This window comes from Helicobacter vulpis, from assembly GCF_003660395.1.
In the GTDB taxonomy this organism is placed as follows: domain Bacteria; phylum Campylobacterota; class Campylobacteria; order Campylobacterales; family Helicobacteraceae; genus Helicobacter; species Helicobacter vulpis.
On sequence record NZ_QXQT01000003.1, the window covers coordinates 82,972 to 103,699 of the forward strand.

Sequence of the window (20,728 nt, forward strand, 5' to 3'; positions counted from 1 at the left end):
TTCTCCTCCGAGGCTCAAGGAGGGGGACTCGCATGCTAACGCAGACAATCTTAATCCCAGCTTAGAAGGCATAGCGCATGCCCACATTGCCCGTGATATTGATGTCTTGATAGTCTAGCCCAAAGCGCGCCCCAATGCCCGCATTGATGTAGAGCGATTTCCACAAGCGCACTTCCCCGCCCATAGTTACACCTGCAAAGGTGTTGTACAGATCGCCCTTGCGGTAACTCAAGGTGTTATTGCCAATGAAGCGCACCAATTTATCCCCCATAGAGCTCACAAAGAGGTCGCGCCCGATGTCTGCGATCACGAAGTAATAAGAGTTTTTGCCAAAGTAATGGCGACTCTCTAGGGCGAGATTGAGGGTGAGTACGGATTTTCTATTGGGATCGGCGTTGGCTCTAAAGCGGTTGTAAAAGGGGTTGTCCATGGTGCCTTGCAAACCGGTCATGCCGATGTAGTAGTAACGCATCGCAATTTGGGGTTTGAGCACCACGCTTTTATTTTTGAAGAAAAAGTCATAGCCGTAGTTTGCGCCCACATTGGTTGTCCAAGTATTGTAATCGTAGCGTTGGTTTACAATGGAGAGAATGGGGTTGGTGGCGTTGATATAGGTCTTGTTATAGCCCCAAGTCTCATTAGCGCTCAAGGTGATCTCGCTATTTTTGACAAAAACACGGCTATAGAGCCCGATATTGACATTATTGCTATTGGCGTTGGCGATATTGCCATGGAAGCCGCTATAGCCATAGGCCACATACCCGCCCACGATCGCGCCCTTGACAAAGCGATCGTAACCCACATTGATGCCATAGAGCGTCCCTGTGCCCCCGGCCACAAAGCTAGCCCCTCCCACACCCTGCATCCAGAGATTGTTTTTGAGGACATTTCTTTGAGAATACTTCAAGATCACATCCATCGCGTTAGGCACAGCGCTAGCAAAGCGTTCGCCCTTGATATTCTCTAAGAAATCATGGAAAGTGGGCGCGCTGGCTGTGAAATTGGAAAGCTTGGCCAAACGGCTCATCTGCTGGGTGTAGGTGTTGATCTGCAAAATATCCGTAGAATTGTTTTTCAAGGAGGGGCTGCCGATGAGATCAATGCTATTGGCGATGTCCTTGGCCATTTTAACGAGGGTTTGGGGAGAATTGTCCTCTAAATAGTAGGGGGCAAAGAGGGGGGTGTTCTTGGTTTCTACAAGGAGCGCGTTCAACCACTGCATCACCCTAGGTCCGCCCGCTTGATAGACAGCGTCCACGCTAGATTGCCCTTGGATTTGCTGGATATACTCTTGGATCGTGGGGATCACGATATTGGGCTGTTTGCCCACCCCTACTTGCACATTATTATAGGCGATCGAAGAGGTGATGGTTTGCCCCTGGGCGTTTTGATAGCTCACGCTCAAGCCATGATCGGCGATCTTGACGGCTTGGCCATTGTAGAGCAAGCCGGTACCCTGCGCGTTGAGTTGCATGTGTTTGTTGTTGATGTCTAATTGGGTGTACAAACTCAAATAGTCCTTCCAGCTATTGGGGTTAAAGGGCTGGTTGTAGAGATTGTATTTGATCCACTTGGCATTAAGCAAGGTGTAGGCTTGATTGGTGGCTTGGGTGTTGAGCGCGAGAATGGGCGTGTTGGTGGTGGGTGTGAGGGTGGCGATGCCCTTTACTTGGATAAAGGGCGTGCTAGGGCTTTGGGTACCGGCATTAAAGACCATGCTCCCTGCAGAGCTAAAAGCCCCGCCCACATCGATCCCATTGGGGTTAGTGCTCAAAGTTGCCCCAGAGTAGAGGGTAAAATCTTGGGCGATATTGAGCGCAGTACTAGAATTATTGTTGAGCGCGTGCTGGATGCTTAAATTATTGGCCAATAACTGGGCGTTAGAAGAGAGATTGATCGTGCCTAGCAGGGTGTTTTTTGTAACCAAAGAGAGGTCCACCACCCCGCCCTTAGCCTCAATAGTGCCCAAGTAGTCAAAATTTTGCGCGTTCACGCTGATTCCCTCGTATTTGTTATTGGTGGTGAGCGTGCCCCCTTTGACATAGACATTATTGAATTGGGCGTTGAGATTGAGCCCATTGGTGGCATTAAGGGTGCTCACTTCAATATTAGAGGTGTTGTTAGAAAAGAAATTAAGCGTGCCCGCGTAATTGGTGAAATTGATCGCGTTATTGCCGCTAAAGATAATATTCTTGCCGGCCACAAAGCTCAACGCCCCTCCTGTGGCGTTGCTAAAATTGCTATTGTTCACCAACACATTATCCGCGCCCAAGAAGCTAAAATAGCCCTTTTCCCACAACCAACTCAAGCCCTTAGGGGCTAGCAAATTGCCCATGCCCACTTTTTGTAAGGCCTGTTGCAAGGAGGGGGAGAGCACACTCCCCAAGCCCTTAGACCACAACCCCCCCAAGCCCTTATCCTGCATCAAAGCATCGGCCAAAGCTTGGAGATCTTTTTGCTGGCTTAGGGTGTTGATCAAATCCGGACCCAAGAGCTGGTTTAAGAGTTTAGAGGTGGTGTTGGCCAACATCTTGCTCAAAGCAGGCGGGGGATTGAGCGCGTCTTGAATAAGCATGTTCATCATTGTACCTAGAATTTGAGGCCCTAGCCAAGACACACCTTCATTGATCAAATTCTCATATTCAAAGACATTTTTTAATATCTGCCCGAAAGTGGTTTTATTTAAAAGCTCTTCTAAACCTGTAAGCCCCTGGGGCGAATCGGCTTGCGAAAGGGCCTGGTCCAAGCTAACAGGAGAGAATTGATCCATGAAAGTCCAAAGGGTCTTGTCGCCATACCAAGTATTGATAAAACTCTCCACATTGTTTATGCCAATTATTTTAACAATGCCGCCTATAACATTGCCTTTAGCGTTTGTAATCTGCTTAACCAATTCCTTATCAATCTTTTCGCGCGTTTCAGGGCTTACGCTATTGATAAGTCCCCCGGGACCAAAAACATCACTGACCGTTTTAGAATTTACAATATCTTTGATCACGGTGGTAAACCCCGGCAATTGCATGATGGCCTGCATGTCTTGTGCGTTTAAGAGATTGCCCAAGGGTTCATTAGCGATACCAGGGGGCAATAACCCCCCCAAGCCCTGGATACTAGAGGGGATTAAGGCATTCCCTTGCGCCTTTTGGTAGATGATGTTGCCTAGGGTCTGCCCCAAGCCCGCTTGGCCCAAGAGCTTTTCAAGCCCCGCTTGGCCCAAGAGGGGGAAGATTTGATCAGTACCCTGCGCGGTGATGGTCGCGTCATTGAGGGTGAGATTGCTCGCGCTATTGAAACTCACAGACGCGCTTCCCCCACTCTGCCAGGCGTTCCCGCTCCCCACAGTGCCTGTGATATAAATGTCTTTGGCATTGAAATGCGCTTCAATATAGCCCAAATCTACTGAAGTCCCCTCTAGTAATTGCCCTAAACTCTTAGAACGCAAATCCTGGCAACTAGAAGACCCACTGCAAGGGTCTGCATATCCATTTCCCCCAAACCACACCACGCTAGTACTTTGGGTCTTGCCCACCTGCGTACCCCCCACCACCAAAGTACCATTGGCAAAACTCTGGTTAATCTGGCTAGAGAGCCCCCCGATGAGATTTAAGAGTTCTTGCTTCTGGGTGGGGTCTAGGGTGATGTGCATGTTTTCTAAAGCCTGCAACACCTTAGTGGGGTCGTTTAGGTTGTCAAGTACCCCGCTTTTTAGGAGCTGTTCTAACTGAGGCCACAAGCTGGAGGCTAAAGTATAGAGACTGCCCAAATTGTCCTGCGTGATGGCCGGGTTGTAGATGTAAAGGGGGTCTAGGGGTTGGTTATAGGGCCCATAAGTGCCCGGGATTTCAGGCTGCAAGGGTTGGGTCATAGAAGTGGCTGGGGGGATGAACACCCCTTTTAAATTACTATCTAAAAAGAAGGTCCCGGTGCGGTTGTCGCTATAATCGTACTGCGTGCCAGAAACATTCTGTTTAGATTCTTTGTAATAGTAGAGCTCAGGGGCAATATTATAAAGCGAAGTGGCTACCGGGTTGGGGTTTTGCGAGATTGTAACCACTAGCTTACCCCCCTGCACACTCTCGGTGATGAGCTGCGCGCCATTGAGTGGGTTGGCAAAGCTCCAGCTATCTTGGGAGGCGTTGTAGGTGGCACTACCAATTTTCATGCCATAGAAATCGATCTTTTGGTAGCCATCAGCCCCGCTGATCCCCTCAATCCCCCCTGTGGTGTTGAGGATGTCATAAACCTTAGGGGTTTGGTATTTGAGCTTGGTAAAGAGGTCTATATTGGAGATGTCTAATAAGCCCGTGCCGCTCAAATTAAACGCCCCCTTGACATTCATAAAGGGATTAGAAAAATTGGGAGTGAGAATTCCTTTAAGAGTCAAACTCCCCTTGAGATTAAAGGGGCCAAAGCTAAGCGCGCTATTGCCTGTGCTATACAAGGTGCTCGCGCCCGTACTGGTGGTCGCCCCCGCACTCAGTGTACTCTGCCCCATCAAGGCAATGTCTGCCCCATTGAGATCAAGCGTTTGGGTGTTGAGTTGGCTACCCTCTGAGAGATTCACATTCACCCCGCTATTGAGCGTGGTGGTCCCCTGCATATTCGCGCTTGCCCCCTGTGTGAGCACCAGGCTAGAGCTGCCACTAAAGGTCGCGTCTTTGGCAAAGCTAGCCTGCGCGTTTTGCCCATTGATCCCTAGTTTAGCTTCCCCGCTAAAGGTGGTATCCCCTTTAAAATCCACTTGACTACCACTATTCACACTCACGGCGGTGTTATCCCCAAAGGACATGGTTTGTGCAAAGGTGGCCTGACTGTTATTGATCAAGCTCAAATAAGCGGCATCGGTGAAATTAGCATTACTTTCAAATGAAGCGGTGCTTTGATCCAAATTGATGACCGCATCACCTCCCACAGTAGTAACTCCCATAAAGTTAATTTGGCTTCCGTGGGTCAAGCTTGCATTGGTGTTGTCATTCAGATTAGTTATACCATTAAATTGGGCTTGGCTAGCTTCTACATTTAGGGTTGTACTACCACCTAAAGTGGCTGTGTTGCTGAAGTTGACCTTACTACCTTGGCTTAAATAAAAGCGACTATCATCAGTTGAAGTAAAGCTATTATTAGCTAGGAGATTGCTCCCAATCAAGCGAACTGAACTAGTTCCTGACATCGTGGTTGGGCCATTGAAAGCATTAACCTTTGTGCCGGGTTTTTTAGTCGAGTCAGGGACAGCCGAGTCTATTTCCGTATTCTCAAGTGCGATAGAAGCACCGTTTAGATGATAATACCCCCCACTTAGGATACTGCCACTAAGCGACAAAGCCTTGCTAGCTTGAAGATTGACAAAAGTTCCAGTACCCTGCACGGTGCTATTGTCAAAATCGATGCTATTGCCTTTAAAGTCAAAAAATCCTCCCGTCTGGTCTACAAAATTAGAATTTTGTATGTTCATGGCCTGCCCTGCACTCCAACCAGCATTAGAGCCCTGTACACCGGCTTTTAGATTTTGGTAGTTGAGGCCATCCAAGGTGATGTTCTTGGTGGCATTGAAAGTAATGTCAGCCCCCCCACCAGTTTTAAATTCGTTGCCAGTTTGGAAGGTATTGGTCATGTAAATATTGGTGGCACTAAAACTATCCCTGATATAACCCACAAGACCGCCATTGATCCCCATCCCTCCAAGACGGATCACTCCACCTGTGGCAGCCTGCATGACATTATTGCCAATAACCAGGGCTCCATTTCCTTTAATTTTGATGTTAATACCATTATCGGTTCCTGCATAAGTGTTTAGTAGATTGCCATTAGGGTTCCAGTAGGGGTCATCGGGGTTTTTCAAATTGGGATCGATGAAAGCGATCCCATTGTCAATATTAAAAGTCTTCTCTGCGGGATGACTCGCACAGTAGCCAGTCAGATTCAAGTTACCCATGCAATACACGGAGGACCAAATGTTGGTGGGCATGAAGACGGGGGTTAAGACAATCTTGTTCCCGCTAAAATTCACGTTGATCTTGAAAATATCATATCCATCTACCAAATCTTCTAACGATACTTGCCCGCCATTATCTACGGCGGTGAGTTTTATCCCATTAAATTCCAAAAACTGCGCGATCTGCGTGCTTTCTATCTTTTTGCCTTCGGATACGATTTCGCTACCAAATAGAGTATAGTTCTGATTAGGGTTTAAAACCTGGTTGATATTGATGATTGCCCCCGGGCTAAGGTTGATCGTCCCCTTAAGAGCTGTGAAGGGAGAGAGAGTCGGGCTATCGGTGTTAATAGTGGTTGTTCCGCTAAAAGTCGTGGTAGGGTTGTTAGCATTTTTACCTTGAAAACTATACCAAGTAGACCCATTCCAAGAAGTGTTATTGAAATTGAGAGTGTTGGCTTTAAACTGGCTTTGTGCCTGCCCTGTGGTCCCAAAAACCGTATTGCTAAAGCTCGCGCTATTGGCATCTACGTTAATCTGTTTGGCGTTATTAAATTGGGTGTTGTTCACGTTCAAATCGCCATTATTAGAACTCAAGCTCACGCTATTATCCTGCCCGCTAAAGCTGGCGTTATTGAGGGTTAGCCCGCTTTGTCCACTCAAGTTCGTAACCCCGTAGGCGTTGTCAAAACTCATGCCAGTGGCTTGCAAGCTTTGGCTAGTGCTCAAGGAGATATTGGTGTAGTACCCATTAAAGCTACTGTTATCTAGAGTGGTGTTTTGAGCACTAAGTTCGAAAGTGCCTCGCGTATTGTCTGTAAAATTGCTATTGGTAACTTGCATATCATGACCGGCCTTGAAAGTAGCGCTAGACTTAGGCCCCGCCCCTGTTGCGCGCCCCCCTAAAATGGTTTCTGTATTGTCATAGGTAAGCCCGTCCATGGCAAGATTGTTAGTAGCATCAAAACTCATCACCCCCTTCCCTGAACCGCTGGCAACACCGGTTTTAAAAGTGTTGGTGAGATAAATATTTGGAGCTTTAAAATTCCCCGTAATAGGACCTATGCTCCCATCAGGAATCCAAATAGTCCCGCCCGTGGCTACACTTGGCGTATTGTTACCAATCACTAGGGTTCCTTGATTGCCCCCGGTAACATTGACGCTAAAGGATCTACCACCTATCCAGCTCGTATAAGTGCCAAGAGTGCCATGACCTGGATTGACATAGGCAATCCCATTATTGCCCACATTATAGTCTCCGTTTTGGAGATTATAAATCTTATCCCACACATTCTGGGACGTGGATATGGCGGGCAAAACCAATGCCATCATAGGCTGGGGGGCGCGCCCTAGGCCAAATCGCGTGGAGGGGAGCAGAGCGTTGCGCGCGGCTTGTTGACTCAAGGGGATCGCGCTGTAGCGTAGCTGGGGAGGGGTTGTGCTCACAGGGCTGACTAGCGCGCTTTTGGGCGCGAGCAACCCCCCTCTCACCTTATATGTGTCATCTAGAGCCTTGAGAGGCCCTCCAGCCAATAAGGCCCCAGCCAATAAGGCCCCAGCTTTAGAGGTTTTCTTAAGAGGGGGGAATTTGGGGAAAACTAGGGGGGATCTGTGTGCAAGAATGGGTCTTTGGGGCTCAAAGACACGGGGGCTAAAGGCGTAGAGCTGGGCGCGTTGGGCTTGGTTGGCCTTAATGTGCCTAGCTACCGCATGGCTAAACTTAAGGGCAAGAGGATGTACTTTTTTCATCAGAACCCCTTTTTTGCATCTAACCCTCCATTATACTACAAAAAACACTAACGAAGAGATCAAGCAAGGCGCGATCCACCATTGCTAAACTCTACAAAACCTTGTAGAATACACTCTTAAAAAGTGCGGAGGGTTTATGTTAAGCACGCACCGGGTGTTGCAAGCCCAAATCGCGCTATTTACGCCCTATTTGCAAAGTGGGATCAGCGAGTTAGTCAGCAATCAAGAAAAAGAGATTTGGCTTTATAGAGACGATCACACCCGCGACAAAATCCTAGAACCTGCCTTGAGCAAAGAATTTTTACTGCGCTTTTGCGAACAACTGGCTAGCTACTATGCTTTGCCCTTTGATGCCGCCCACCCCATGCTCTACGCGTCCTTACCCTTCACGCGTTGCCGGGTGAGTGCTAACCACTTTAGCATCACCACCACCCAGCAAATCAGTTTGAATATCCGCGTACCCAGCGCACAAGTCTTTTCTTTAAAGAGTTTTGCTCTGGGCGCGCGCTGCGCCTATGGCTATGCGCATTTGCAAAAGTGGGTGCAGGGGGGGCATAACATCCTCATTAGTGGGGGCACGGCCAGCGGGAAAACTAGCCTGCTCAACGCGCTTTTAGCCTGTATCCCCAAACAAACCCGTTTGGTGAGCGTGGAAGATAGCCAAGAGCTGGATTTAAGCGCGTTTGAAAACGCGGTAGGGTTGTTGGTGAGCAAGGGGGAGCAAAACTTGCGTTATGAAGACGCGTTGAACATGGCCGTGCGCATGCGCCCTGATCGCCTCATGGTGGGCGAAATTGACACGCGCAACACGCTATTATTTTTACGCTTGGGTAACACGGGGCATAAGGGCATGCTCTCTACCTTGCATGCTAACAGCGTTCATCAAGTGTTAGAAGCCATCGCGCTGAATTTGGAGATGGGGAGTCGAGCGCGCCTACCCTTCCATGTGGTGGAACGTTATGTCAAAAGCGCGATCGATGTGGTGATCCAAGTGGGCAAACAGGGCGGTGCCCATGTGATTCAAGAGGCGCTTCTAGCTCAAGATTTAGGCGCAGAATCGAGCCAATCTCTCTAGCCCGCTTTGGATCTGTTCTAGGGAGCACGCATAGGACATGCGCACAAAACCCTCCATCTCAAAAGCAACCCCGGGCACCAGCGCAACCCCCTGACTCTCTAGTAGTTTTTGGCAAAATTCTAAGCTTGTACTTGGGATTTTGATCCACAAATAAAACGCCCCTTGGGGTTTCAAGCAACTCAGTCCCTTAATGGCGTTAACCCCCGCATAAGCCACATCGCGGCGTTGCTTAAAGGCTAGGCGCATGCGCTCCACATCGTCCTTAGCCACTCCACTAAGGGCTTTGAGCGCGGCGTATTGGGCAATAGAATTAATATTAGAAGTGCTATGGCTTTGCAAAGCAACCATGTGTTTGAGCAGGGTTTTATCCTTCGTGCCCAAAAAGCCCACCCGCCAGCCGGTCATGCTAAAGGCTTTAGAAAGCCCATTAATAGTAATGGTGCGCTCCAACATGCCCGGCAACGCCCCAAAGGCGTAGAAACTCCCCTCATAAACCAGTTTTTCATAAATTTCATCGCTCAATACAAAGGCGTTAGAAGTGGCGATCACGGGGGCTAGGGCTTCTAGCTCTTCTTTAGAGTACACCATGCCCGTAGGGTTAGAGGGGCTGGTGAGCACTACGATCTTACTCTTGGGGGTTAGAGCTTCTTGAAGTTGGGTAGGGGTGATCTTAAAAGCGCTCTGTTTGGTGGTGGGCAAAAACACGGGCTTTGCCCCGCTATAGCGCACTAGCTCGGGGTAAGTAACCCAGCATGGGGTGGGGATAATCACCTCATCGCCCGGATTGAGTAATGCCTGAAAGACATTAAAGAGGCATTGTTTTGCCCCATTGCAAAGCATCACCTCATCAGGGCGGTAATCTAGTTGGTTTTCATGTTGGAATTTCGCGCTCACGCTTTTAAGCAGCTCAGGGATACCCTTTATGGGTGTGTACTTGCTACGCCCCTCTTGAATGGCTTGGATAGCGGCTTGCTTAATACTCTGAGGGGTGTCAAAATCTGGCTCCCCGGCGCTAAAACTCAAAATGTCCTTGCCTTGGCTTTTGAGCTCTTGGGCTAGAGTGGTGATGGCAATGGTGCTCGATTCTTGAATTTGGGTGATTTGGGGGGAATACATGGCGATCCTTGTGTTAAGCTAGCTGGCATGTTAGCATGAAATTTTGCTATAATAGGGTTCATGCGTTGCTTGCCCCCCTTGCTTTTGCTATTGTCTAGTTTGAGTGCGGTTTCTCTTAGCCCCCATAAAAAGCAGTACATTGATTTGCTCAGTGAAAACGATGGCTATATTAATCCCTATATTGATCGCTACTACACAGCCGGGACACGCATCGGTTGGGCGAGCAAAGAGTACGATTTTAGCCATTCTAAGATGGCTTGGATGGACTATCTGAGCTTGCAGATCAAAAAACCCAAAGTAACCCGATTTACCCTTTATCTCACCCAAAGCATGTTCACCCCCACCCTGGCCCACCGCGCCCTCACCACCCCAGTAAGGGGCGATCACCTCTATGGAGGTTGGTTGCGCGCGCAATTAGGGATTTTACAAAGAAGTGAACACACTCTAGAGAGTTTGGCTATCTCGATGGGCACAGTGGGGCCGGGCGCTCTAGCGGGCAAAACCCAAGATTTGATCCACACTTGGGGGCATGACCCCAAATTTTTAGGCTGGGCGAGCCAAATTATCAATGAATTTATTTTTGAATTCCATTACGCATGGTGGCAAAAAGTCCCCTTGTACAACACCCGTTTCTTTGATGTAGATGTGTTGGCTGGGGTGGGCATGGACTTGGGCAATGCGATCACGGATTTTAAACTAGGGTCTATGTTGCGCTTGGGCTATAATTTGAGCGTGGATTTTGGGCCCAATAAGATCAACACGGGCTTTAGCGGGGGGATGCCTGTCAGCGATGCGTTTTCGCTCTATGTTTTCTTTGGGGCCACGGGGAAATTCCAGCCCCTAGATGTCTTTGTGCAGGGCAATAGCCCGGCTACAAGGGGGATCACCACATTGCCCTATTTTCTCTATAATGCTGAAATTGGGATCGCTATTGCCTACAAGGGTATTAGACTTTCCTTTAGCGCGATCGATATGAGCAAAACCTTTAGGGCGCAGCCACGCAACCACAATATTGGCAGTATTGAATTGGATATCGCGTTTTGATGGGGAAGAGATTTTTGCGCGTCTTTTTGATTGTGGGGGCGTTGTTGGCCATGGCCTTATTGGGCGTGGGCTTGAAACTCAGCCATGACATCAAGAAGATCTTGCAAGAAAGTTTGAATCATTTAGCCCCCCATATCCACGCCGCCCCCTTTGAGTGCTCGGGATTTAAACATATTAAATGTGTGAGCGCGGGGGTTAAAGAGCCCAATCTAGGCCCTATTGTGGTGCGATTGAGTGAGGTCAAATCGCATGGGTTAGAGTTTCAACTGGATTTAGCGCACATCAAAATACCAAAGAGGTGGGCTCCTAAAAGCGCGCATTGTACCATAACCCTACAGCTTGAGAACGCAACACTGCTCACCCAAAGCCATTGCAAGGCTCCCGGGGAGTTGGAGTACGCATTGGGGTTAGACGCCCGCCTCAAAGACCCTAAAAGACCCCTCAACCTCAAAGCTCTCTTGCAAACTAATGATCTTAAATCCTTACAAGCCCATGTGGAGACCCTAGACATAGATCTGAAAAGCCAAAATTTTAAAGCCGTGCTCTTGCCCTTCTTACAAGAATCTGGCGATCTCAAAGACCCTAAGGACTATGACAAAGCACTAGCCCAATTGCAAAAATCGTTTCAGGGGGTGGTGATTGTGGGCTTGATGATCGCGGGTTTGCAAGAAGAAGTTACCCATGCGCAAGAATTGCTCAAAACCTTTAACGCTTTTGCCACCAATAAGAGCGATCATTTTGGCTTTACTGTGCGCAATAAGGATTCTGCCTTTAAGCCCCTAGAAGCCTTCAATAGTCCATGGGAATTTCTTCCTCATTTGAGCCTAAAAGTACACCCATGAAGCGTATCTTAAAAGCATGGCTTTATTCTAAGGACGGCTTGAGAGCGGCTTTTAAAGACGAGCCCGCTTTTAGACAGGTGTTGTACTTGGCATTGGGGGGCTTGGTGGGGGCGTTTTTGTGTGCGCATTCTTTTGTGCAATTTGTGCTCTTGGTTTTGCCCGGGGTGCTGTGCGTGGTGGTAGAATTACTCAATAGTGCGCTAGAAAACGCGGTGGATTTCACCAGCACACAAGAGCACCCCTTAGCCAAAAAGGCTAAGGACATGGGCAGTGCCGCCCAGTTAATCGCTTTGGTGTTTTTTGCGCTCGTATGGGGGGCTTATTTTGTATTTTAGGAGGAGTTTTGCAACCCAAGATTGAAGACATTCGCATTGAAGAGTCCCTACAAGAGAGTTATTTAGACTACTCCATGAGCGTGATTGTAGGGCGCGCCTTGCCCGATGCTAGGGATGGGCTAAAGCCGGTGCATCGGCGTATTCTATATGCCATGCACGAATTGGGCTTGGGCTCTAAAGTGCCCTATAAGAAGAGTGCGCGCATTGTGGGGGATGTGATTGGGAAATACCACCCCCATGGCGATAGCGCGGTGTATGAAGCCTTAGTGCGCATGGCACAGGATTTTTCTATGCGTCTGCCTCTAGTGGATGGGCAGGGCAATTTTGGCTCTGTTGATGGAGACAACGCCGCGGCAATGCGCTACACTGAGGCGCGCATGGCAGCTCCCAGTGAAGAACTCTTGAGGGATTTGGATAAGGACACGATCGATTTTGTCTCCAATTACGATAGCACCCTCAAAGAACCCGATATTTTGCCCAGCCGTTTGCCCAATTTGCTCATCAATGGCTCTAGCGGGATTGCCGTGGGGATGGCGACCTCCATCCCCCCCCATCGCCCCGATGAAATCATTGACGCGCTGATCTATGTGCTAGACAACCCTCAAGCGGAGTTGCTAGAGTTAATGGACATTGTGCAAGGACCAGACTTCCCCACAGGGGGGGTGGTCTATGGCAAGGCGGGGATTTTAGAGGCGTATAACACCGGGCGGGGGCGTATCAAAGTGCGCGCCAAAAGTCGGGTAGAAAAACACAACAACCGCGAGACTATCATCATTGAGGAGATCCCCTATCAAGTTAATAAGGCAAAGCTAGTTGAGCAAATCAGCGCCCTAGCGAAGGATAAAGTGCTAGAGGGCATTGCCGAAGTGCGCGATGAATCCGATAGGGAGGGGGTGCGCGTGGTGATTGAACTCAAAAAAGATGCGTTTTCTGAGATTGTTTTAAACCATCTCTACAAGTCTAGCAATATGGAGATCACTTTTAGCATTATCTTACTTGCCATCTACAATAAAGAACCGCGCATTTTCAATCTCTTAGAATTGCTCAAGCTCTTTTTAGTACATCGTAAAAGCGTGGTGATTCGGCGCACCATTCACGAATTAGAAAAAGCCAAAGCGCGCGCGCATATCTTAGAGGGGCTCAAGGTTGCCTTGCAACACAGCGAGGCGATGATCGCGCTCATTAAGGGGAGTGCGGACGCACAGGGGGCTAAGGACTTGCTCATGCAGTCTCATCATTTAAGCGAGGAGCAAAGCAAGGCGATTTTAGAGATGCGCTTGCAACGCCTCACCGGATTAGAGCAAGAGAAAATCCAGCAAGAACATGCCCAATTACAAGAAAAAATCGCGCTTTTAGAGGGGATTTTGCAGAGTGCAGACAGACTCAACGCCCTCATTAAAGAGGAGCTTTTAGAGGTTAAGGAGAAATTCAGCACCCCGCGTAAAACCCAGATTGAAGAGGACTACGAGGGGATTGGCATTGAGGATTTAATCCCCCATGAAGACATGGTTGTTACCATCAGCCATAAGGGTTATGTCAAGCGCGTCCCCTTAAAGGTCTATGAACAACAAAGGCGCGGGGGCAAGGGCAAGATGTCTGGCAACACCCATGAGGACGACTTCATCGAATCCTTTTTCATCGCCAACACCCATGACATCATTTTGTTCATCACCAACACCGGGCAACTCTATTGGCTCAAGGTCTATAAAATCCCAGAGATGGGGCGTAATGCGATCGGGCGTGCGCTGGTCAATTTGATAGACTTGCAACCCGGGGAGAGCATTAAAGCCACCATCCCCACTAAGGATTTTGATACAGATAAATCCCTAGTCTTTTTCACCCAAAAAGGCATGGTCAAGCGCACCGAACTGAGCGCGTTTGGGCGCATTAGGGGGGGGGTGCGCGCCATTGTGCTTGAAGAAGACGACACACTGGTTACGGCTAAAATTATGGATTCAAGCGTGCAGGAGCTCTTTATGGCAAGCTCTAAGGGGATGTGTATCCGCTTTAGCGTGCAGAGTGTGCGCGAGATGGGGCGGGCGGCTAGGGGGGTCATTGGCATGCGCTTAAGAGAGGGCGATGCGGTGATCGGGGGAGGGGTGATTTTAAGCGATGAGCAAAAACTCTTGAGTGTGAGCTCTAAGGGCATAGGCAAGCAAACTTTAGCCGGGGCTTATCGCCCACAGGGGCGGGGGGGCTTGGGATTGATTGGAGTGAAGATCACCCCTAAAACCGGGCATTTAGTGGGGATTGTGAGCGTAGATGAGGGGCAGGATTTGATGTTGCTCACCAAAAGCGGGAAGATGATTCGCATGCCTATGGATACGATCCGCGAAACCGGGCGCAACGCTAGCGGGGTGAAGTTGGTGCAAGTACAAAGTGATGAGGTGGTCTATGCGAGCACCTGCCCTAAAGAAGAAGCGCAATAAAGCTCTCTGCTTGTTATGCTTGGTGGGGTTTTTGCACGCGCAGGAGTTTGTGATCTCTTATGCCATGCAGGTGCATAATGGGGTTGCCAAGCGCCAATCCTTTGGGATCGCGCGCGCGCTAAGAAAACATGCCAGCAAGGCGCATTATACATGTGAAATCCCGGTCAATGAGCCCAAACTCCCCCCCAAACAAGAACCCTTTTTATTGGATATTTTGCTTAAAAGCTATCAAGAACAAGTGGTGGATTGTCTGTATCAAGGGGAGGTGCGTATTGAAAGCAGTGGGTTTAACACGGCGATGCAAAACCAAAACAACGCCACTTTACGCATGGTCGCCCCCGCTAGTGTGTCCTTAGAGGGGGGCTTGTTAGTGCTTGAAATTTACACAAGGAGATAGCATGAAAATTGCCATTGTAGAAGATGACATCAACATGCGCAAGAGTTTAGAACTCTTTTTTAGCGATCAAGAAGATTTAGAAGTGGTCGCCTTTAAAAGCCCTAAAGACGCGCTCAAAGCCCTAGATGCAAGTTTTGAACTCATCATCACAGACATCAACATGCCCCAGATGGATGGGCTGGAGTTTTTGCGCAAATTAGAGGGGCGTTATGAAGCCATTGTGATCACGGGTAACGCCACACTCAATAAAGCCATCGAGTCGATTCGCTTAGGCGTGAAGGATTTTTTTCAAAAGCCCTTCAAGCCAGAATTGCTTTTAGAATCCATTTATCGCAGTAAAAAGGTGCTTGAGTTTCACAAAATCCACCCTGTGAATAAAGCTTGTAAAAAAGAATTTTTCATCGCCACATCGTGCGCCCTAGAGGCGGTGCAAAAACAAGCGCTCAAAGCCGCTGCCACCGATGCGAGTGTGTTTTTACAAGGTCCTAGTGGGGTGGGTAAGGAGGTCTTTGCCCATTTTATTCATGAACACTCCAAGCGCAAAGACGCGCCCTTTGTGGCGATCAACATGGCAGCCATCCCCGAGCATTTGTTAGAATCAGAACTCTTTGGCTATGAAAAGGGGGCTTTTACGGACGCGACCAGTGCCAAGGCGGGGCTGTTTGAGAGCGCGCACAAGGGGAGCGTGTTTTTAGATGAAATTAGCGAAATGCCCTTGAAACTCCAAAGCAAGCTTTTAAGAGCGATCCAAGAAAAAGAGATCGTGCGGCTTGGTAGCCACAAGCCTATTAAAATTGATGTGCGCTTCATCGCCGCCACCAACACCAATATCCACGAGAAGATCGCCGCCAAAGAGTTTAGAGAAGATCTCTTTTTTCGCCTGCACACCATCCCGCTGAAGATCCCCCCCCTAAGAGAACGCAAGGAGGAGATTTTACCCTTAGCAGAGTGGAAGTTACAAGAAGTGCTGTGCGCCTATGATTTAGGGGCAAAGAGTTTTAGCGATCAGGCTAAGGAGTGCATGCTAAATTACACATGGCATGGCAATATCCGCGAACTGCTCTCTGTGGTGGAGAGGGCGGCTATCTTAAGCGAGGGGGCACAAATTAGCGAAAAAGACCTGTTTTTAGAAAGAAGTTAGTTAGCTTTTTTGTGCTAAGAGTGTAGGCTTTAATTGAGGAGTGCTTAATGGAGTATGTCAGCTTAAATAACCAAGTCAAAATGCCTATTCTAGGTCTTGGGGTGTTTCAAATCCCCGATGAGGCATGTAAGAGTGTTGTCTTAGAAGCCATAGACAAGGGATACCGCCTTTTTGACACGGCGCAAATGTATGGCAATGAGGCAGGACTAGGGCGCGCGGTCAATAAAGCAAGCGTCCCCCGTGAAGAATTGTTCATCACCACCAAAGTTTGGTTTAGCAACGCTGGGGAGCAAAGGGCGAAGCTTTCAGTTGAAAAATCCTTACAGAAAATGGGCTTAGATTACTTGGATTTGGTGTTGGTACATCAGCCCTTTAACGACTACTATGGGACTTACCGCGCCCTAGAAACTCTATACAAAGAGGGCAAAATCCGCGCCATTGGGGTGAGCAATTTTTACCCCGATCGCCTAGCCGATCTCATCGCCTTTAATGAGATCGCCCCCACAGTCAATCAAATTGAGCTTAATCCCTTTTTCCAAAGACAACACGATCAGGAGTTTATGCAAGCACACCAAGTCCAGCCCCAAGCGTGGTCGCCCTTTGCACAGGATAAGAACGGCATTTTCAAACACCCCATTTTGCAAGAGATCGCCCACAAATACCACAAAAGCGTCGCCCAAGTGATTTTGCGCTGGATCACCCAAAGGGGCATATCGGTTTTATTTAAGTCGGCTAAGATGGAGCGGATCGCGCAAAACGCCCAAATCTTTGATTTTCATTTGGATCAAGAGGATTTGGCCAAAATCGCCACAATGGACACCGCCCAAAGCGTGTTTTTTGATCACAGAACACCTGAGGGGCTAGAATATTTGAGAAAAATCCCTTTTAATTCTTAAGAAAGGCAGACTCATGATTTACAATAATGCCTTAAACTTGATTGGCAACACCCCCATTTTAAAGACAAATCACCTTTTAGAGGAGGGGGCGGCAGATTTTTTTGTCAAATTAGAGAAATTTAACCCGGGGGGGAGTGTGAAGGATCGCGCGGCTTTGGGGATGATCGAGCAGGCAGAACAAGACGGGCGGCTGTGTGCAGGGATGACCATTGTTGAGCCCACCAGTGGCAATACCGGGATCGCCCTAGCGCTCATGGGCTTGCTCAAGGGCTATAAAGTCATCATTGTCATGCCAGAGAGCATGAGTGTGGAGAGGCGCGAGCTCATCAAGGCTTATGGGGCAGAGTTGATTCTAACGGAGGCTTCTAAGGGCACCAAGGGAGCCATTGATAGGGCTTTAGAAATTGGTAAACAAGCAGGCTATTTCATCCCCCAACAATTTGAAAACCCCGCCAATCCCCAAAAACACTATGACACCACCGCCCAAGAGATTTTAAAGGATTTGCCCGGCGTGGATGCTGTGGTGTTGGGCGTGGGCACGGGGGGCACGATTGCGGGCGTGGGGCGTAAGTTTAAAGAACAAAACCACCCGGCTAAAATCATCGCGGTAGAACCCGCCCAATCCCCCATTTTAAGTGGGGGGACGCATAGTCCCCATAAGATTCAAGGCATCGGGGTAGGCTTTGTGCCGGCCAATTATGATCAAAGCGTGGTGGATGCAGTGATCGCGGTAGATGAAAAAGAGGCAGCGCAGTGTGCCAAACTCTTTGGAGAAAAAGAGGGGATTTTGGTGGGGATCTCTTCAGGAGCGGCGATTTTTGCCGGGTTACAGGTGGCGCGCAAATTGGGTCAGGGCAAGTCTGTGCTTGCTATTGCCCCCGATGGGGGAGAAAAATACATCTCCACCGGACTCTATGATGCTGGATCTGGATTATAGCCTAGAGCGCGCCCTACAACAGGATCCGGCCGCGCGCAATAAATGGGAGGTGTTATTGCTCTATCCGGGGATCCATGCCCTGCTTGCCCACCGCCTAGCCCATGCCTTGCACAAGCGCCGGCTTTACTTTATCGCCCGCGCGCTTTCACAGCTGATGCGCTTTATCACCGGGATAGAAATCCACCCGGGGGCAAAAATTGGGCGCGGGCTTTTTATTGATCATGGCATGGGCGTGGTGATTGGAGAAACCACAGAAATTGGCGATGATGTTACCATTTACCACGGGGTAACTCTAGGGGGCACGGGCAAGCTCAAGGGCAAACGCCACCCTACCTTAGGTGATCGTGTTGTCGTGGGAGCGGGGGCGAAGGTCTTGGGGGCTATCACGATCGGCGATGATGTCAAGATCGGGGCTAATGCGGTGGTGGTTTCAGATTTGCCCAGTGGGGCTACCGCGGTGGGCACAAAGGCCAAGACGATTATAAAGGAGTAAGTTGGCAGAAGCATTAACCCAATTTGTGCGCTGTGCGGGTTGAGCGGCGAAGGTGGGTCTGGAGGACCTCAAACAAATCACAGCCAAGCTCGAACAGCCCTGCTTGCCCGGCGTGGTGTTGGATTTTCGGCATAAGGACGATTGCGGGGCGATAAAAGTGGGGGGGTCTTTGTTGGTGCAAAGTGTAGATGTGATCCCTCCGGTGGTGGATGACCCTTATATCTATGGGCAGATTGCTACGGCTAATGCCTTAAGCGATGTCTTTGCTAAGGGGGGGGCGCGCAATCAGCGCGCTGAGTATCCTTGCATGGGATCAAGAGCATGTAAGTGTGGAGAGCGTGCAGGCGATCATGCAAGGCTGCTTAGATAAGCTGAGTGAGTGTACATGCCCTCTTTTGGGCGGGCACAGCCTAAGCGATGTGGAGCAGAAGTTTGGGCTCAGTGTAACCGGGGTGGTAGAAAAGAGTCTATGGCGCAATGATGGGGCGCAGGTGGGCGATGCGATCCTCTTAAGCAAGCCTTTAGGCAGTGGGATCATCACCACCGCTTTAAAGCGCAAGCTCTTAGAAAGCGCGCCCCAAGCCATAGAGAGCATGGCGGCTTTGAATTTTAAGGCCATGCAAGTCTTACAAGATTTTAGCGTGCATGCCTGCACGGATGTAACGGGTTTTGGGCTCGTGGGGCATTTGTGCGAAATGCTCAACCCTGCCATCTCCATAGAGATCAACACGGGCGCAATCCCCCTTTTAGAGGGAGCTTTAGAGCTAGCCAAACAGGGGGTGTACCCGGGGGGGAGTGTGGCAAACAAAAAAGCCCTGCAGGCGCGCGTGTGCAACCAAAGCGAACTCCCCGATATACTCTTTTATGACGCGCAGACTTCTGGGGGGTTGTTAGTGGCTTTGGGGGCTAAAGAGGCGCAAGAGTGCCTAAGAGCTTTGAGAGATTTGGGCGTTGAAGCCACTTGGGTTGGCACTTGTGTTTGCAAAAGAGAGCCTAGAATCAAGCTTTTTTAGTCCCAATCAGAGGGGGATTTGCCCTCCTTGATTTTTTGGATTTTCACTTCATAACGCCTGATAGAGGTCAAAGTGTTGTTGTAAGTGCGGCGAAACTTTTCAAAGGACTCGCGAATTTGGTGCATGGGGATTTTATGGCATTTAGAAAAGGCGCGCAAGCGCAAATAGACATCGTTGAGGGGTTTATAGGCTTGCATGCGCTCAACAAAAAACTGATGGCGGGTAGCGATGTCTTTACAGCCATAGAGATTGCGCTTGCTCTCCCTAAGATAGATTGCATAAATGGTCTCCTGCTGCCAATACTCCTGCTTGAGTTTATTAAATTCTTGTTGGAGGTCTGAACTTTCCTTGGTTTTCATAGTCTGGCCTCTAGTTATAAAATTTAGTCTTATTTCTAATAAAAAATGATTTAAAACCCCCTTAATAAGAATCTTAAAAGAGTATTATTATTGTGCTTAAAAATAATTTGGCAAGAAACTAGACAGGATCACCCTCTATGACCACTTCCTGCTGGATATAGGAAATCGCCTTGAGGCGGGTTTTTCCTAGCTGCTGTTTGGAGACCACTTCAAAGATTTTATCAAAATTATAACGGCGATGGTTGTAAGCGATAATGGTGATGCAATCTCCCTTTTGTAAGAAGTTTTCTTGAGCAAAGGGCATGTAGGGCGTGGCCCCGATGGTGATGATGCACTTGGAGACCAAGTGTTGTGCTTTCAAGACCTGCCGCAAGTCCTCTAAACTCCCGGTATCTTTCTGGGTATTGAGCATTTCTACAATCCAACCTAAAAGTTTGTCGTAGAAATACTCGTATTTGACTAATTTAGAATTTTCCCCATAGACATGAGTTTGGCCCTCTCTAGTTAGAAATGAAGCGATGGAATAATCATTGCACACTCCCCCATAAACAAAGCGATCGATGAGCAATTTCTCACCCATGCCCTTAGACCCCTTAGAAAAGTTCTTTTTCTTAGAGAGTCTCTTGGTGTCTAAATTGCGCACAGAAGTGTCGTTAAAGGCCATAAAGTAGTTGGGCACCACGCTCTCTACATACCCCTCTTTATCATAGATAATCTCGCACTCTAGGGCGATCTCTGGCTCGGCTTGCACATGCAAATTGGCCATTTCCGGGGGCAAAATAATGTAATGGTTGTCAATGCAATAACGCCCCAAATACCCATCATCATGGGGGAGGTAAAAGGGGAACAACCCCTTAGGCGCGTCTTTCTCAATGTGCTTCATATTGATAAAAGTGTGGCTTTCACCTGCCTGTTCTAAATGTCTGGCAAAATTACCCACAACCCCTAATCCGATAAACTTTTCCATCTC

16 protein-coding genes are annotated in these 20,728 nt (G+C 48.8%); 12 read left to right on the forward strand and 4 right to left on the reverse strand.

Annotation, left to right across the window (positions count from 1 at the left end; translation table 11 throughout):
- Positions 1 to 61: 61 nt before the first annotated feature.
- Positions 62 to 7,681, reverse strand: coding sequence for a vacuolating cytotoxin domain-containing protein (locus tag EAO38_RS01825; protein WP_121020545.1), 7,620 nt, complete (start codon positions 7,679 to 7,681; stop codon positions 62 to 64).
- Between the two features lie 136 nt (positions 7,682 to 7,817).
- Between EAO38_RS01825 and EAO38_RS01830 the strand changes: the two genes are divergently transcribed.
- Entirely contained in the window at positions 7,818 to 8,756 is a 939-nt protein-coding gene (locus tag EAO38_RS01830) for an ATPase, T2SS/T4P/T4SS family (RefSeq protein ID WP_121020547.1), read from the forward strand.
- On the opposite strand, the gene EAO38_RS01835 is transcribed toward EAO38_RS01830, so the two are convergent.
- Entirely contained in the window at positions 8,727 to 9,872 is a 1,146-nt protein-coding gene (locus EAO38_RS01835; RefSeq protein ID WP_121020549.1) for a pyridoxal phosphate-dependent aminotransferase, read from the reverse strand. The two genes, EAO38_RS01830 and EAO38_RS01835, sit on opposite strands and share 30 nt — an antisense overlap.
- 60 nt (positions 9,873 to 9,932) lie before the next feature.
- Here EAO38_RS01835 and EAO38_RS01840 point away from each other — a divergent pair, with 60 nt between their 5' ends.
- From EAO38_RS01840 to selD, 11 genes are read left to right on the forward strand one after another with little or no spacing between them, the layout of a single operon-like run.
- On the forward strand, positions 9,933 to 10,916 hold the full coding sequence (locus tag EAO38_RS01840; RefSeq protein ID WP_121020551.1) for a lipid A deacylase LpxR family protein: 984 nt from the start codon (positions 9,933 to 9,935) through the stop codon (positions 10,914 to 10,916).
- A 14-nt stretch (positions 10,917 to 10,930) separates the two neighbouring features.
- Positions 10,931 to 11,758: a hypothetical protein gene (locus EAO38_RS01845; protein WP_235852468.1), complete on the forward strand. Its 828-nt coding sequence runs from the start codon at positions 10,931 to 10,933 to the stop codon at positions 11,756 to 11,758.
- Positions 11,755 to 12,093, forward strand: coding sequence for a diacylglycerol kinase (locus tag EAO38_RS01850; protein ID WP_104751745.1), 339 nt, complete (start codon positions 11,755 to 11,757; stop codon positions 12,091 to 12,093). Before EAO38_RS01845 ends, EAO38_RS01850 begins: the two co-directional genes overlap by 4 nt.
- Entirely contained in the window at positions 12,069 to 14,522 is a 2,454-nt protein-coding gene (gyrA, locus tag EAO38_RS01855; RefSeq protein WP_121020555.1) for a DNA gyrase subunit A, read from the forward strand. The genes EAO38_RS01850 and gyrA overlap by 25 nt, the downstream gene beginning before the upstream one ends.
- A gap of 10 nt (positions 14,523 to 14,532) precedes the next feature.
- Positions 14,533 to 14,919: a hypothetical protein gene (locus EAO38_RS01860; RefSeq protein WP_235852469.1), complete on the forward strand. Its 387-nt coding sequence runs from the start codon at positions 14,533 to 14,535 to the stop codon at positions 14,917 to 14,919.
- Between the two features lies 1 nt (position 14,920).
- Positions 14,921 to 16,060, forward strand: coding sequence for a sigma-54-dependent transcriptional regulator (locus tag EAO38_RS01865; RefSeq protein ID WP_104751748.1), 1,140 nt, complete (start codon positions 14,921 to 14,923; stop codon positions 16,058 to 16,060).
- 47 nt (positions 16,061 to 16,107) lie between these two features.
- A complete protein-coding gene (locus tag EAO38_RS01870; RefSeq protein ID WP_121020559.1) occupies positions 16,108 to 16,956 on the forward strand; it encodes an aldo/keto reductase in 849 nt (282 codons plus the stop codon).
- Positions 16,957 to 16,969: 13 nt separating this feature from the next.
- Positions 16,970 to 17,893, forward strand: coding sequence for a cysteine synthase A (gene cysK / locus EAO38_RS01875; RefSeq protein ID WP_121020561.1), 924 nt, complete (start codon positions 16,970 to 16,972; stop codon positions 17,891 to 17,893).
- A complete protein-coding gene (gene cysE / locus EAO38_RS01880; RefSeq protein WP_120955667.1) occupies positions 17,874 to 18,386 on the forward strand; it encodes a serine O-acetyltransferase in 513 nt (170 codons plus the stop codon). Before cysK ends, cysE begins: the two co-directional genes overlap by 20 nt.
- 52 nt (positions 18,387 to 18,438) lie before the next feature.
- The gene (locus EAO38_RS08845) at positions 18,439 to 18,756 is read left to right on the forward strand and encodes an AIR synthase related protein (RefSeq protein WP_162982652.1); all 318 of its coding nucleotides are present in this window, start codon (positions 18,439 to 18,441) and stop codon (positions 18,754 to 18,756) included.
- Positions 18,644 to 19,399, forward strand: coding sequence for a selenide, water dikinase SelD (selD, locus tag EAO38_RS01885; RefSeq protein ID WP_121020563.1), 756 nt, complete (start codon positions 18,644 to 18,646; stop codon positions 19,397 to 19,399). Before EAO38_RS08845 ends, selD begins: the two co-directional genes overlap by 113 nt.
- Here selD and EAO38_RS01890 read toward each other — a convergent pair.
- Both EAO38_RS01890 and EAO38_RS01895 read right to left on the reverse strand, forming a co-directional pair.
- Positions 19,396 to 19,758 (reverse strand): serine protease, encoded by a 363-nt coding sequence (locus EAO38_RS01890; RefSeq protein WP_121020565.1) that lies wholly within the window; start codon positions 19,756 to 19,758, stop codon positions 19,396 to 19,398. The two genes, selD and EAO38_RS01890, sit on opposite strands and share 4 nt — an antisense overlap.
- A 118-nt stretch (positions 19,759 to 19,876) precedes the next feature.
- Positions 19,877 to 20,725 (reverse strand): DUF5718 family protein, encoded by an 849-nt coding sequence (locus EAO38_RS01895; protein ID WP_121020567.1) that lies wholly within the window; start codon positions 20,723 to 20,725, stop codon positions 19,877 to 19,879.
- Between the last annotated feature and the right edge of the window lie 3 nt (positions 20,726 to 20,728).